This is a genomic window from Fluviicola sp. (genome assembly GCF_029266855.1).
GTDB lineage: Bacteria > Bacteroidota > Bacteroidia > Flavobacteriales_D > Crocinitomicaceae > Fluviicola.
Genome location: NZ_JAQSWB010000001.1, coordinates 1,153,885 through 1,168,010, shown reverse-complemented (window position 1 = coordinate 1,168,010; position 14,126 = coordinate 1,153,885). Strand labels below are relative to the sequence as shown.

Genomic DNA, 14,126 nt, shown 5'->3' with positions numbered 1-14,126 from the left:
TAAAATATGAAGTATTTCCTTTATCACAAGCAGTGCTTGCTCTTACTCTGTTTAATTGTCTTATCCAGCGGAGTATTTGCTCAAACCGATACCAAAGATTGGGTTTACGAATATTCTAACGGGAAAAAGTACGCGGTCCATATTGCTCAGGCAGGAAACACCTTGTGGGGAATTCACACAACCTACAATGTTCCGGTTGATGATATCGTTGCCGCTAACCCGGGAATTGAAAAGGGAGTGAAGGAAGGTTATCGCTACCTGATTCCGCTTGGAGGAGCCGATATGAAGGTAATAAGCGGTACGATTGTACGCGATCATACGGTAGAAAAAGGAGAAACGGCATTTTCAATTGCGAAGAAATACAATTGTTCCGTAGACGATCTGTTAAAGTACAATCCCGGAATTGACAAAGGATTGAAAGTAGGGCAGGTTCTAAAGGTAATTATTGCCCCGAACAGTGAAGTTATTCCACCGAAACAAGCAGATAAACCAACTGTTACTGCTCCTTCGGTTACATTTACCGATACTGTCCTGGTTTACGAAGTGAAAGCAGGTGAAACCTTGTATACGCTCTCAAAACGATTCATGGTTCCGGTAACTGATCTTCAGAAATTCAACAATCTGAAATCAACAAACATCAAACCGGGAGATACACTTAGAATTCCGTTAAAAAAAGAAACCGTAAAACAGATCCCGGTTCGGGAAGTTCAACCGAAAGAAGAAGTTCGGAAAGCTGATCCGGAATTGGTGTTCAAATCAAAATCAAAGTATAACATTGCTGTTTTGTTGAGTTTCGGATTGAATGACAAATCGGGGAATACCGCATTGAAAAATTTGGCGACCGAATTTTATATGGGAGTTGAACTGGCAGCAGATTCATTGGAAAAGTTAGGCTTTGATGCAACGATCAAGGTAATTGACATTCCGCTGGATTCAGTAGGAATCATGAGAATTCTGAATACTCCCGAAATGAAAGGGATGGATCTCATCTTCGGACCTCTTGTTCCGCAGAGTGCAGATATCGTTGGAAGATGGTGCGGATTGCAAAAAATCAGAATGGTTTGCCCTTCTGCCTGTAACAGTTCACTGTTGAAGAACAATCCGTATATCTACGCTTCGGTGACTACCGATATGACTCAGCAAGAGGTATTGGCGAAATATACGATTGACAAATTTAAAACAGCCCAGATTATCCTGATCAATCCGGGAAATACGAAAGACCAGGAATTGTTCGATGCATACAGGAAACGCTTCATCGAACTGTCGAAAAAGAATGGAAATATTAAGTTGATCGAAGCAAAATTGTCTGATTTCACAACCTTTATTCGCAAAAACGGTGAATCGGTGGTGGTTTTTCCTTCGAGAGAGAAGGGAACTGTTATCAGCTTTATCAATACCCTGCACAAAGCCATTGGAAAATCACCGAATGCCGATGTAACGGTTTTGGGGGCAAAAGAATGGGGTGGATTTGATGATATTGCCGGATACTACAAAACAAAGTATAAGATCACATGGGCTTCTTCCAGTGATTTGAATTATTCTTTGCCGGATACGCAAACCTTGCTTCGCCTGTACCGCAAAAAGTACAGAGCCGACATGAATAAAGCAGGTGCGCATGGATTTGATGTGGTTTATTACTTCACCAAAACCCTGTTGATGCAGGAAGAAGTTCCAAGTGAAGTCATCAATGCATTTGATTTGAAGGCTGTAACGCCGGGTGGTGGATATGAAAATCAATCGTGTTTTATCTTAAAGCACGAAGATTATGAATTAATTCGGGTAGGAGTTTTCTATGAATAAGGAGACAATCGGACAGGAATTTCGCGCACTGCAATTATTCATTTGCAATGAATTGGAGCGAATTGATGGCCTGGCAAAGTTCTCGGAAGATCCGTGGGACCGGGCAGAAGGTGGTGGCGGTAAAACCCGGACCATCCGGAACGGTGCTTTGATCGAAAAAGGAGGTGTTGCTTTTTCGGAAGTGTACGGCCCTGTTTCGGAAGAAATGAAAACCCAGTTGAAGCTTGACGGAAATCACTTTTATGCAACGGGGGTTTCCATCGTTTTACATCCGAATAATCCGCATGTACCGATCATACACATGAATGTGCGTTATTTCGAACTTGATAACGGGATTCATTGGTTTGGAGGCGGAATTGATCTGACTCCGCATTATGTGATCCATGAAAACGCGGTTTCCTTTCACCACAAATTACGTGCTGTCTGCAATAAATATGACGAATCCTTCTATCCGAAGTTCAAAGAATGGGCGGACAGCTATTTTTATTTGCCACACAGACTGGAAACACGTGGTGTCGGAGGTGTTTTCTTCGATCATTTGGATAATCACCTCCAGCTCAATAAAGAGCAACTGTTTCGCTTTTGCGTAGATCTGGGAGAAAGTTTCCCGTTCTTATATGAAGAACAGGCAGAGCTCGGAAGAAATAAACCGTATACCGCTGCTGAAAAACAATGGATGAATTACCGCAGGGGACGTTACGCGGAATTTAACCTGGCTTTTGACAGGGGAACAAAATTCGGGTTGTATTCAGGAGGAAGAACAGAATCTATTTTAATGAGCATGCCACCCATTGCGGAATGGGAGTATAACTACCAGCCTGCGGAAGATTCACCGGAAGGTCAAACTTTAAGCTATTTAAAGCAAAAGCATAGCTATCTATAATTAAGAATTGAAAAGGAATTGCACTGATCCGCCGTGGCGGATTAATATCGAAAGCTTCGCTTTCTCTTGTTTTAAAACTAAAGATTTCGCTCGTTTTTTGTAAATATCTTTGAGATTCCTGTAATAGCTGTTATTTTTAACAAAATCGATTTAATTAAGAGGCAACTATCACTTCATTCTTCCGTAACTTAGGCGTATCAATTTAATAATTGAATTAAATGATTGTGAAGAAGAATTTTGTCAAGCTGATATTTATCGGCCTGATACTTACAACCGGTACTGCTTATTCTCAGCTGCAACCCGCATGTCCTAACGCTAATTTTGCTCAAGGAGGTTTTAATAACTGGACAGGTTTTACCGGTGATTATAATAACCCTTTTGCACTTCCGGGTGTTGTAAGTGGAAGACATACTATAATTAGTACTCCAGGGATCGATCCGTATTCATGTGGTGGTTTACAGTTACTTCCCCCAGGTTCCTTTGTTGTTGCTCGTATTGGGAATAATGGCACAAACGCCGAAGCTGAAGCCTTGAGATATGCTATGCCGGTTACAGTCGATAATTCTTTATTGATTTACAAATATGCAGCGGTTTTAGAGAACCCAGCCGGTCATCTTCCAAATGAACAACCCAGATTAAGTATTAAAGTACTGGATCAGGCAGGAAATGAAATTGGAGGACCTTGTGGTGTTTACGATGTTTATGGTGGACAGCCGGGACAAAATTTTCAGGAATGCAATGGTGTTACCTGGTTGAACTGGTCAACAGCCGCCTTGGACTTGTCTTCTTTTATTGGGCAAACCATTCAAATTGAATTTGCTACCAGAGATTGCAGTCTGTCAGGACATTTTGGGTATGCTTATATAACTATGAGCTGTCAGCCTTTGAGATTAACGGTGCAGTATTGCCAGGGAACAAATGCTGCAACATTGACAGCTCCTACAGGATTTAGCAGTTATTTATGGAATACCGGTGCCACAACACCTTCAATTACGATTCCAAGTCCCACAACCGGAACAGTATATACTTGTCAGTTAACAACACTGACAAATACAGGTTCTTGTTCTGTGACGGTGGACGTAGAAGTTGAGCCGACGATCGTACTTCCGGATTATACATATACCCAAAACTGCGGGCAGTTGAATGTACAGTTCACAAATACTTCTACCGTTAATAATAATGTCATTATTGCGAATCTCTGGAATTTTGGAGATGGAACTACTTCCACAACGGCAAGTCCTACTCATACGTATGCTGCACCTGGTGTTTACGATGTGCGCCTGGTTTCGTATGAAACTACCGGCTGTAGGGACACCATGATCAAACAGGTAATTGTTAAATCAATTCCGACCGCTGATTTTACGGTTCCGAATACTTGTGTTTTAGCACCTGTTACTGCCAGTAATGTTTCTACGGATCTGATTAATCAAAACCTGACTTATTCGTGGGATTTTGGTGATGGAACTCCATTGGAAACGGCTGCGAATCCGACACATGTTTATCAAACTGCCGGAACTTACACGATTACTTTGGTTGCAATGAACGAGGATAGCTGTACACATACACGTGTAAGAAATATCGTTGTTCATGATTTGCCTCCGGTAGAAGCGGGGATCGACCAGCAGCTTTGTCCCTACACACCAATGACATTAAACGGTTCAGGCGCTGTATCGTATACCTGGAATAATGGTGCTGTGAACGGAACTTCCTTTATTCCTACAGTTGACGGTAAATACATTGTAACGGGTACTGATGGGAACGGATGTCAGAATAAAGATTCGTTGATGGTTACATTTTTACCTGCACCGGTTGTTTCTGCCGGACCTGATGTAACTGTTTGTGAGAATACTTCTGTTACGTTTACCGGTTCAGGTGCGGCAACAAGCTATAATTGGTCGAATGGAATTCCCGATGGTCAGACTTACGTTCCTGCGGTTGGTACTTATGAAATTGTTCTGCACGGTTATGATGCTTCCAATTGCTTTGGTTTGGACACCGTTATGTTAAGGGTTAATCCGCTTCCGATAGTGAATGCAGGTACTGATCAGATAATTTGCGAAGGAGCTTCAACTGTACTGGCTGGTTCCGGAGCCGACACATATGCATGGGATAACGGAATTACAGATAATGTTTCGTTTTCTCCAACCAGTTCATTGACTTATACGGTTACCGGAACTTCTTCTGAAGGTTGTACAAATACAGACCAGGTAATGGTTTCAATAGAAGAACCGATTGCTATCCAAATTGCAACCACTTCAGATCCGGCTTGTGAACCGCATACAGCCATGCTGCTTAATAATTCTACAGGAACACCAAGCGTTAATACGCAATGGACCTTCGGAGACGGAAATACTCTTTCAAGTTTGAACGATACGGTGACAAACCTATATGAAAACCAGGGATGTTATGATGTAAGCGTTACATCAACAACGGCTTTAGGCTGTGTTTGGTCGCAAAGCTATCCAAGTTTCATTTGTGTATATCCGAATCCGGTTGCGAATTTTACGCCGAACCCAGGAGTGATTTCTGTGATTGCCCCGGAAGCTAATTTGGTAAATAATTCCTCGGGAGCAGTTCAATATATCTGGAATTTCGGTGATGGAACGGAGATCTCGAATGATTTCAGTCCGACACATACTTTTGTTGTAGAACCAGAGCAAAATTTCCAGGTGACTTTAGTTGCAATTTCAGAACATGGTTGTGTAGATTCGATTACGAAGACCATATTAATGGAAAAAGGTGTAATTTTGTATGTTCCTAATACCTTCACACCGGATGGAAACCAATTCAATCCTGTTTTCTTACCGGTTGTGACATCAGGAGTTGATAAAAACGCATATAAACTGGAAATCTACAACAGATGGGGTGAGTTAGTATTCAGTACTAGAAATACACTTGAAGGTTGGGATGGTACATATAAAGGTGTTGCTTGTCAAGAGGGTCAATATACCTGGAAGATCCAGTATAAAACTTCTTCAAGTGATGATAAAAAGGAGCATACGGGTCACGTAAATATACTACGTTAACTAACTTGCTGCTACTTAACAAATTCGATTATTTGTTATTAATAAAATTCAAACCCAAAAAGAAAGGGAGTCCATTAGGCTCCCTTTCTTCTTTTTATCTCTTCTTTGATCAATTTCAATTCCCTTCCCGTTTGTCCTTTTACAGATGTATTTTCATCAGCACGTCTGAAAAGGTAAGGAATAACTTCTTTTACAGGCCCATAAGGAACATATTTGGCAACATTAAAGCCTTCAGAAGCTAATGTGTAAGAAATATGGTCACTCATTCCCAGTAACTGCGCAAAGTATATGCGTTTATCTGTTTTATCAATACCTGAAGATACGATGAGGCTCGCAAGATACGCTGAAGAATCCTCATTATGCGATCCTGCGCACAAAGCCATTTGAGAGAAATTTTCCGGTTCCAATAAAAACTTCAATGCTGCATTGTAGTCACTGTCGCAGGTTTTTTTATCCGGTTGAATAGGGGAAGGATACCCGTTTTCAAGGGCTCTTTTTCTTTCCTTTTCCATGTATGCACCGCGAACCAGTTTCACACCGTATTGTACATTTTCTGTTTTAGCCCAGGCAATGCTTTTTTTCAAAAAGTCTAAGCGGTCGTGCCGGTACATTTGAACCGTATTGAACACGATTGCACGCTCTTTGTTGTATTTCAGCATCATTTCATGACTGATCCGATCAATCACGTCCTGGATCCAGCTTTCTTCCGCATCAATAAAAACAGGTACATCCGCTTCAAATGCTTCATTGCAAATCCGGTTTACGCGTTCTACCGTTTCATGATATTCTTTTAAATCATCTCCGGAGATTCCGTCAATTCCACCATTTGTAAGTTCCAACAGACTGAATCGCGCAATTCCGGTAATTTTGAATACTGCAAACGGAATCCCAGGGTTGCCTTTTGCTTTATGAATCGTAGCGATAATCTCTTTGGTAGTATATTCAAAATCTTCAGCACTGGTTTTTCCTTCTACCGAATAATCCAAAATAGTTCCTACATGGTGTTTCCACATAGTATTGATAGTGGAAGTACATTCTTCGATGGTTTCGCCTCCACAAAATTGTTCAAAAATGGTCGACTTAATCATTCCTTTGATAGGAAGGCCTACATTCAACCCGAATTGAGTCAATCCTTTTCCTGTTTTTACCAGGAAAGGGCTAGCCATAACAGAAAAAAGAAAATGTGCCCGTTTCAAATCCTTATTAGACTTGTGTTTGAACGCAATTTCTGTGTTATTAAAAGATATCATGAGGCAAAATTAATCGCTTTCCAGTATTTTTGTTCACCTTTAAACTGAATTTATTTGTTTCATCATTGAAATTAGCGTTTTGAAAAAAATTAAATGTAATTCTTATACTGTGGAAGTGGGCAATCTGGAGCTTTCTTCTTTCCCCACTTTACTTGAAGAATCTTATAAAGATGTTCGAAAAGTCATTGTTGTTGATGAGAATACGCATGATTTTTGTCTCGAGTATCTGCTAACCGCTTTTCCTACACTGGAAGATGCAGAGGTGATCTTGTTACCTGCCGGTGAAGAAAATAAGGTGATGGAGGTTTGTTTCCAGGTTTTGGAGGCACTTTCGGATTATGGAGTAGTACGTTCGGACCTGGTTATAACTCTCGGCGGCGGAGTTGTAAGCGACATGGGTGGTTTTATTGCTTCTATTTATAAAAGAGGATTGCGGTGTATTCACATCCCTACGTCCTTACTCGGAATGGTAGATGCGGCTATCGGAGGAAAAACAGGAATCGATCTGGGGAACTTTAAAAATCAAATAGGAACGTTTTACGACCCGGTTGCGGTTTTCGTTGATCAGCGTTTTTTGACAACCTTACCGGAAGAAGAATGGAGAAGCGGGTTTGCAGAAGTGCTAAAGCATGCATTGATCTCCGATAAAAAGGAATGGGACAGGTTGATATCCAGTAAACAGGATGAATTGTTTTCTGAAGAAAGCGTAACTAAGATCCTGGAAAAATCCATTGCGATCAAAGCAAAAGTAGTGACTGAAGATCCAACTGAAAAAGGGAAACGGAAATCCCTGAACTTCGGTCATACGATCGGTCATGCAATTGAAGGTTATTACCTGGATCTGAACCCGATGTCGCATGGAAATTGTGTAGCGCTTGGAATAATCGCCGAAGCGTTTTTATCCAACCAGAAAGGAACATTGAATTCCGATGAACTGAATGAGATCGTTCAGGTCATGATGGCTCTGTATCCGTGTCCGGAAGATTTACTGACCGGAGTCGGGATTATGCTTGAGTTAATGAAAAATGATAAAAAGAACGATCAGCAGGGAATACGCACGTGTTTTTTAAACCAGATCGGCGAATGTTCATGGAATCATTTGATTGATGAGAACGACATTAAAATGGCATTGAATTATTTGTATCAGGCTTATTATAAGAATTGATTACGAATTACGTCCCGATAGCTATCGGGATACGATTACGAATTATTTTTTAAGCTCGAGTAATTTCGATTTGATTTTTTCCAGTTTGTGGATCAGCACTTCGTTTGAATTTCCATCGACAATGGCTTTGTCACCGGCTTTTAAGGCTTTTTTAGCGCCATCAAGGGTGTAGCCCTGTTCTTTCACCAGTTGGTAAATCTTGTTAAAATGCTCAATATCTTTAACTGTAAATAAACGATTCCCTTTTTTGTTTTTCTTTGGCTGAATCACAGTGAATTCCTTCTCCCAAAACCGTATCAATGAGGTGTTTACATCAAATATAGCAGCAACCTCTCCAATAGAGTAATACAATTTGGTTAATACGATATTATCTAATTTACTCAAGACCAATCATTTTGATTCTGTGAAAATAATGATAATTTTGCACCGTCTGAAATATTATGTCTTTAAAAACTTACATATTTTCGATAGCTGTAATTCTAACGAGTAATGCGCTTCAGGCGCAGACAGCTATAGGTTCTTTACCTCAAAAGAGTCAGGTGTCTTCTGACACCCTAATGAAGCAAGCCGGATCATCTGCTTCGGAGGCAATAGCTTCTACTGATTCGGCACCAAAAATCAATAAACAAGTAGAAGAGATCATCCAATTCGCAAAGAAATTCCTGGGAACACCTTATCATTATGCAGGTTCTACACCATCTGGATTTGACTGCAGCGGATTTATTTACTATGTAATGGGGAACTTCGGTATGCGTTTATCCCGTTCAAGTCCCGGAATTGCCGAATTTGGAAAAACCGTAAAGCTGTCTGAGTTGCAACCTGGTGATCTGATGTTCTTTAAAGGAAGAAATACCGGTTCTTCAGGAGTTGGACACGTTGCGATGGTTGTGGAAGTCAAAGAAGGTGTAATCAAGTTTATTCACAGTTCTACATCCAGAGGGGTAATCATTGATACTTTTAACAACAGTGGTTATTACGTTCCCCGCTACTTAAAGGCAAAACGCCTGGATTACGGAGGAATTACTCCTAAGAATTAGTGTTTGGATTTCCTGGTTTTCAAATGCCAAAGCAGGTAAACAATACATAAAAAAGCCATTCCGGCCCCAAACAAAAACACATTCCAAATCGATTTCAGATTGTTTTGATACCAAAGATTGGTAGCTAAAGCTCCGCTGAGAACCCCGAACTCTAAAGCGATGAACATGGTTCCTGTTCCTCTTCCACGCCTGCTTTTAGGAGATAGATCGGCTGTCCAGGCAAAAATGGTTGGTGAGATAATCCCGGTTGCAATTCCGAAAACAATAGAGGAAATATAATACCAGGTTCCGGTATTCGACATCCCGATCAGGATCATTGAAATGCATAAAATAATCATTCCGACTACCAGTGTTTCTCTTCGACCGTAAGTATCAGATACTTTCCCGGTTACCAGGCGGATTAAAATAGTTGCCATCACATAAAAAATGAAGAAAGCACCTTTGTTCCCGATATGCAGGTGATCTGAAATGTCGGGCGACAGAACGAGTATCATCCCAGAACACATAGCCGAGAGAAACATCACAACAGCAACAGGAATGACACTTGGTTCAATGATCTCGTCCGAATTGATCTTTAAATGCTCTAATTGAAATTTCGAAGTTTTTGCAAGCGTTTCTTTTACATTGAAATACAAAATATAGGACAATGCGGTAAACAGTGCTGCTGTAAAAAACAGAGCATCGCGGTTTCCGATTTCTACGATGAAACTGGAAAGTCCCTGTCCGATTCCCATTCCGATAGAAATGAAAGTTCCCCAAAGCCCCATTCCAAAACCACGTTTATTTTCAGGAAGGATATCTGTAATCAAAGCCGTGGCGCCGGTTGGGTAGAATCCGACGCTGAATCCATGTAAAAAGCGCAACAGGAGCAAAAACCAGGCAGCAAATGCAAAGGAATAAAGAGAACAAACGATGACGGAGATCAGCAATCCAATCAGCATCACTTTTTTTCGCCCGATAATATCCGAAAGTTTCCCTGAGAATGGTCTGGAAAAGCCAGCCGAAATAGTGAATAAAGCAATGATCAATCCTTTCAGCTGCGGAGATCCGAGGTCGGTTAAAAATGCATTCATTTCCGGAATCACAATATTGTAACTCGTGGTAAAAAGAAGCATGGAGAAGCTTAACTTCCAGAAATTGGATCCGTATGTTTTCAAGATAGAGCAAAAGTAAACAAACTCTTTCGTTCAATGAGTAGTCCGGATTTTAAAACTTCACGTATTTTTGATAAAAAGAACACATGATAAAAGAAGCCACATTGGGTGCCGGATGTTTTTGGTGCATAGAGGCATGTTATAAAGATCTGAAAGGTGTAATTTCCGTTACTTCCGGTTATGCTGGAGGGCACGTGGATAAGCCTACTTACAAACAAGTAACTGAAGGAACTACGGGCCACGCGGAAGTAGCGCGGGTTGTATATGACGAATCGCTTATTTCATTTGATGAATTACTGGAAGTATTTTGGTTTGTTCATGATCCGACACAACTAAACCGCCAGGGGAATGATGTGGGCACACAATACCGTTCGGTGATTTTTTATCACGATGCAGATCAAAAGGAGAAAGCACTTGCTTACAAGGCAAAACTGACGGAGGAAGGTGTATGGGAAAACCCGATTGTTACAGAGATTTCACCTGTCTCAAATTACTTCCCAGCGGAAGATTATCATCAAAACTACCTGGAACTAAATCCTGGAAATGCCTATTGTCAGGCGGTAGTAAGACCAAAATACGAGAAGTTCAAAAAGATTTTTGCAGATAGATTGAAATAAATCAAAAAAGGGATGCGATTAATCGCATCCCTTTTTTTATAAATCATCTTCCATATCTTCAGCCGGTGGTGTGCCCGGTTTTTTACCTTTGGCATCTTGTTTTTCAGCACGCTTTGCTTCCATCTTTGCATGTCTTTCTTTTTCCCAGGCTTCGTATTTTGCATATTGTTCGCTGGTCAATACTTCTTTGTATTGCGCGTTACGGGAGGTGCGAGTTTCTTCCAATTGAGCCATTCTTTGCTCTCTGGTTAAAGAGGTGTTATCGCGAATTGCATCATTTTTTTGAGCAATTCCCAAATTGATGTCATGGATTTTGGTTTTTTGAGTTTCGTTCAAACCGAGTTTAGTGGTCATTCTCTGAGCCGAAGCTGTAGCTCTTTCTTCTGCTGTTTTGCGCTCTTTTTTCGTTGGCTGCTGAGCCATCGCTGATCCTCCAACAAGGACTGCCAATGCTAAAATTACTGTCTTCATACTAAACTATTTTTATGATTATTATTCTTAGGATGCAAATTATGTGATTTGGTTTAAACGACTTATTTCGTTTAAGATTTTTTATAAATACTTAACAGCATAACTACTTACAGCTATGTGACAGAACGTTTTACCCGGAAATAAGATTGTCTGATACAGATTGCGGAGTTAATCGAATTATTGTACTTTCGGGTGTAATGATCCGCAATCTTTTTTTCATAGCGTTTGTTTTAAGCATTTGTTCGGCATGTTCCATTGTAACTTCCACCAGAACGAAAGGAAGAGAGGTTTTTATGAATTACAAGAATCTGACAGCAATCCCATACGAGTTATATTACGATTCCACCATTACGAAAATGTCTTTCTTTGGGAATAAGATCACTGACATTGATCCTGAAATAACGAATCTTCAGAATTTGGAAGTGCTTTATCTTGGACGTAATCAACTTAAATCGTTTCCGAAGTCAATTTGTGACTTAAAGAACTTAAAGGTGCTTAGCCTGGCTTATAATGATATTGATTCGATTCCTGACTGCATTTGCAGGCTTCAAAATCTGGAACGCCTGTTTCTTTCCAACAATAAGCTGGTTTTTGTTTCTGATTCATTAGGGAAGCTGAACAAATTGGAACAATTGGAGCTGAACCGGAATTCGATTCAAAAGCTTCCGGAAGATCTGGGGTATTTATCGTCCATGCAATTCCTGGATCTGAGTTTCAATAATCTGAACAAACTTCCGGATTCAATGCAGTATATGCGTGGATTGAGAGAATTGAATTTACAGTATGCAGGGGCAATGCTGAATATCCCGGAATCCGCCTGCAGTTTAAGGATGCTTGAAAAAATCAAAGCAGATCCTTCGATTGTGTTTCCGGTTTGCTTCCTTTCACAACAAACCAACCGGCTGGTGATTTACATAGAACCTTAATTCCGTCCCCAGAAATAAAATAATACGAAATCATAACTTGCATGGGCAGCGATGCAAAACCACAAGCCCTGTTCGCCTGAAATAGCATAACTCAATACCAAAATAAATAAGCAAACGAGCAAGCCGTATTTGGTGGTCTCTAAATCCTTCGGATTGATGTAACCGTGAATTGCAACAAAAGCAATCGTTGCGAGAACCGGATGGAGCCATTGCTGAATGGCAATTCGAAACAGGATTTCTTCACCGAATCCGGCGCAAAGTGACAAAAAGAGAATATCAAAGAGGTTCAAGCGCAGGGATTTGATCAGTTGATGCTGAACGGAGAAACTTTTCCTGGCTGTTTCGGTGTTGGTAAAAATAAGCATCAGGATACCAAATGCGATTCCGAATTCAATCCCGATTCCAGTCCAAATACTTGTGATATGCTCCAGTTGAAGGAATTCAGTAATTTCAGGCATCCCGCAAAGGAGCCAGCCAAGCGGAGCCATCAATAAAGTAGCAAATCCCAATAAGTAGATTCTCCATTTTGACATCTTATGTCAATTTAGTAATAATGGATCGATGAGTTGGGTAAAGCTTCATTAATTCTTCAAAAGAAAACAATTCGAAATCCCTGAAATCGAAACCGGGAGCTACTGCACATGAAACAAAGGCATAACCTTTATCATCTTTCAAATGTGAACCGAAAATGGTTTTGGCCGGAACCACATGGAAGGGAACTTCATTTTGAGTAAGATCCAACCCAAGTTCCGTGACCTGGTGTTCTCCGTTTGGCAAAATACTGTGAACGAGCAGGGGAGAACCTTCATGAAAATACCAGCACTCATCCGATTGAATGCGATGAAACCTCGAAATACTGTTTCCAGTGATCAGGAAATAAATGCTTGTCAGAAGCTGGCGGTCTTTTCCGGGGATGATTTCCGCAGAACGGTAGGTTTCAACATAAAAGCCACCCTCAGGATGACTTTTTAAATTGAATTTTTCAATAATTTCTTGTGCTCTTGCAGGAAGTTCCATTTATTCTATAAGAGGTTGGTTTACAGGATCCTTTTTCTTTTTTGGTGTCGGGATAAAATACCTGAAATCAATTGTGAAATATCCTGCAGAAATCGGGTCGTAAGCAAAGAACTGTTTCGCTGTTCCGCTTTGTCTAAAAATAGCAACTCCAAAAAGGGGTGGTTTGAACGGAACTTTTGCTCCGAATCCTAAGAAGAATGTACCTGCTTTTTCCGTGCGGTATTCAAACCCAAAACCGGCATTGAAGGCGAAATAAGTACTTTCGGTTCTTCTGCCCTGGATGAAAATAGCTTTTTTCGCTTCAGGGAGCATGGAATCCTGGACATCTGAAGGATAATGAGTAATAGAAACTCCCAAAGAAGCATCTGCATACCATTTTTCCGTCAGTTTAACGTAGAAAAGTGCATTCAGCGGAATGTCGTAATTGACAAACGAAAGTTTCTGGCTGTCGTAAATATTTGAATCGGGGATTGAAATACCCACGTTATAGATACGTCTTACCTGTGATATCCCTGTTTCAAGACTAATATTCTTCGATAATCCGATCCGGATAGTCGCTCCAAATGTAAAACCCCATTTATTATGAAAGTCAGCGGTCATTGACTCTGAGCTATCCTTTATTTCAGTATGAACCGCGCCTATGAAATTGTTTGGAATGACCGGAGCTGCTACAATTCCAAAGTAAGAAGGGAATCGTTCTTTTTTTCGTTTTTGTCCATAGGAAATAAGCGAAAAAGCACAAATAAATAATATAAATATGGATTTCTGCATTGTACTTTG

General features: G+C 40.5%; 14 protein-coding genes. 7 read left to right on the top strand and 7 right to left on the bottom strand.

Annotated features, from left to right (window positions below; all coding sequences use genetic code 11):
• Window positions 1–6 precede the first annotated feature (6 nt).
• The 3 genes from K0S23_RS05330 (at window position 7) to K0S23_RS05320 (ending at window position 5,709) form a co-directional block, all read left to right on the top strand.
• On the top strand, window positions 7–1,800 hold the full coding sequence (locus K0S23_RS05330) for a LysM peptidoglycan-binding domain-containing protein (protein ID WP_300355306.1): 1,794 nt from the start codon (window positions 7–9) through the stop codon (window positions 1,798–1,800).
• Window positions 1,793–2,683: an oxygen-dependent coproporphyrinogen oxidase gene (gene hemF / locus K0S23_RS05325; RefSeq protein ID WP_300355304.1), complete on the top strand. Its 891-nt coding sequence runs from the start codon at window positions 1,793–1,795 to the stop codon at window positions 2,681–2,683. Before K0S23_RS05330 ends, hemF begins: the two co-directional genes overlap by 8 nt.
• 218 nt (window positions 2,684–2,901) lie before the next feature.
• Complete coding sequence (locus K0S23_RS05320; protein WP_300355302.1) at window positions 2,902–5,709, top strand: PKD domain-containing protein; 2,808 nt, start codon at window positions 2,902–2,904, stop codon at window positions 5,707–5,709.
• A gap of 74 nt (window positions 5,710–5,783) precedes the next feature.
• Here K0S23_RS05320 and K0S23_RS05315 read toward each other — a convergent pair whose 3' ends face one another.
• Window positions 5,784–6,959: a proline dehydrogenase family protein gene (locus K0S23_RS05315; RefSeq protein ID WP_300355300.1), complete on the bottom strand. Its 1,176-nt coding sequence runs from the start codon at window positions 6,957–6,959 to the stop codon at window positions 5,784–5,786.
• A 79-nt stretch (window positions 6,960–7,038) separates the two neighbouring features.
• Here K0S23_RS05315 and aroB point away from each other — a divergent pair, with 79 nt between their 5' ends.
• Complete coding sequence (gene aroB / locus K0S23_RS05310) at window positions 7,039–8,124, top strand: 3-dehydroquinate synthase (protein ID WP_300355298.1); 1,086 nt, start codon at window positions 7,039–7,041, stop codon at window positions 8,122–8,124.
• Between the two features lie 42 nt (window positions 8,125–8,166).
• On the opposite strand, the gene K0S23_RS05305 is transcribed toward aroB, so the two are convergent.
• Window positions 8,167–8,508, bottom strand: coding sequence for a MerR family transcriptional regulator (locus tag K0S23_RS05305; RefSeq protein ID WP_300355297.1), 342 nt, complete (start codon window positions 8,506–8,508; stop codon window positions 8,167–8,169).
• Between the two features lie 56 nt (window positions 8,509–8,564).
• Between K0S23_RS05305 and K0S23_RS05300 the strand changes: the two genes are divergently transcribed.
• Window positions 8,565–9,161: a C40 family peptidase gene (locus K0S23_RS05300; RefSeq protein WP_300355295.1), complete on the top strand. Its 597-nt coding sequence runs from the start codon at window positions 8,565–8,567 to the stop codon at window positions 9,159–9,161.
• Here K0S23_RS05300 and K0S23_RS05295 read toward each other — a convergent pair.
• Window positions 9,158–10,318, bottom strand: coding sequence for an MFS transporter (locus K0S23_RS05295; RefSeq protein ID WP_300355293.1), 1,161 nt, complete (start codon window positions 10,316–10,318; stop codon window positions 9,158–9,160). The genes K0S23_RS05300 and K0S23_RS05295 overlap by 4 nt on opposite strands.
• 83 nt (window positions 10,319–10,401) lie before the next feature.
• On the opposite strand from K0S23_RS05295, the gene msrA reads away from it, so the two are divergent.
• The gene (gene msrA / locus K0S23_RS05290; RefSeq protein WP_300355290.1) at window positions 10,402–10,932 is read left to right on the top strand and encodes a peptide-methionine (S)-S-oxide reductase MsrA; all 531 of its coding nucleotides are present in this window, start codon (window positions 10,402–10,404) and stop codon (window positions 10,930–10,932) included.
• Between the two features lie 36 nt (window positions 10,933–10,968).
• Here msrA and K0S23_RS05285 read toward each other — a convergent pair whose 3' ends face one another.
• Complete coding sequence (locus tag K0S23_RS05285) at window positions 10,969–11,403, bottom strand: hypothetical protein (RefSeq protein ID WP_300355287.1); 435 nt, start codon at window positions 11,401–11,403, stop codon at window positions 10,969–10,971.
• Between the two features lie 197 nt (window positions 11,404–11,600).
• Here K0S23_RS05285 and K0S23_RS05280 point away from each other — a divergent pair, with 197 nt between their 5' ends.
• Window positions 11,601–12,329, top strand: a complete 729-nt coding sequence (locus tag K0S23_RS05280; RefSeq protein WP_300355284.1) for a leucine-rich repeat domain-containing protein — start codon at window positions 11,601–11,603, stop codon at window positions 12,327–12,329.
• On the opposite strand, the gene K0S23_RS05275 is transcribed toward K0S23_RS05280, so the two are convergent.
• The 3 genes from K0S23_RS05275 to K0S23_RS05265 are packed head-to-tail and all read right to left on the bottom strand — an operon-like array spanning window position 12,326 to window position 14,117.
• Window positions 12,326–12,862 (bottom strand): CPBP family intramembrane glutamic endopeptidase, encoded by a 537-nt coding sequence (locus tag K0S23_RS05275; protein ID WP_300355281.1) that lies wholly within the window; start codon window positions 12,860–12,862, stop codon window positions 12,326–12,328. The genes K0S23_RS05280 and K0S23_RS05275 overlap by 4 nt on opposite strands.
• 1 nt (window position 12,863) lies before the next feature.
• The gene (locus tag K0S23_RS05270) at window positions 12,864–13,346 is read right to left on the bottom strand and encodes a cupin domain-containing protein (protein ID WP_300355277.1); all 483 of its coding nucleotides are present in this window, start codon (window positions 13,344–13,346) and stop codon (window positions 12,864–12,866) included.
• On the bottom strand, window positions 13,347–14,117 hold the full coding sequence (locus tag K0S23_RS05265) for a hypothetical protein (RefSeq protein ID WP_300355274.1): 771 nt from the start codon (window positions 14,115–14,117) through the stop codon (window positions 13,347–13,349).
• Window positions 14,118–14,126 lie beyond the last annotated feature (9 nt).

Bases quoted from the DNA above. Each gene is read 5' to 3' on its own strand.
- K0S23_RS05330 (WP_300355306.1), top strand. From the start codon at position 7: ATGAAGTATTTCCTTTATCACAAGCAGTGCTTGCTCTTACTCTGTTTA.
- hemF (WP_300355304.1), top strand. From the start codon at position 1,793: ATGAATAAGGAGACAATCGGACAGGAATTTCGCGCACTGCAATTATTC.
- K0S23_RS05320 (WP_300355302.1), top strand. From the start codon at position 2,902: ATGATTGTGAAGAAGAATTTTGTCAAGCTGATATTTATCGGCCTGATA.
- K0S23_RS05315 (WP_300355300.1), bottom strand. From the start codon at position 6,959: ATGATATCTTTTAATAACACAGAAATTGCGTTCAAACACAAGTCTAAT.
- K0S23_RS05300 (WP_300355295.1), top strand. From the start codon at position 8,565: ATGTCTTTAAAAACTTACATATTTTCGATAGCTGTAATTCTAACGAGT.
- msrA (WP_300355290.1), top strand. From the start codon at position 10,402: ATGATAAAAGAAGCCACATTGGGTGCCGGATGTTTTTGGTGCATAGAG.
- K0S23_RS05285 (WP_300355287.1), bottom strand. From the start codon at position 11,403: ATGAAGACAGTAATTTTAGCATTGGCAGTCCTTGTTGGAGGATCAGCG.
- K0S23_RS05280 (WP_300355284.1), top strand. From the start codon at position 11,601: ATGATCCGCAATCTTTTTTTCATAGCGTTTGTTTTAAGCATTTGTTCG.
- K0S23_RS05275 (WP_300355281.1), bottom strand. From the start codon at position 12,862: ATGTCAAAATGGAGAATCTACTTATTGGGATTTGCTACTTTATTGATG.
- K0S23_RS05270 (WP_300355277.1), bottom strand. From the start codon at position 13,346: ATGGAACTTCCTGCAAGAGCACAAGAAATTATTGAAAAATTCAATTTA.
- K0S23_RS05265 (WP_300355274.1), bottom strand. From the start codon at position 14,117: ATGCAGAAATCCATATTTATATTATTTATTTGTGCTTTTTCGCTTATT.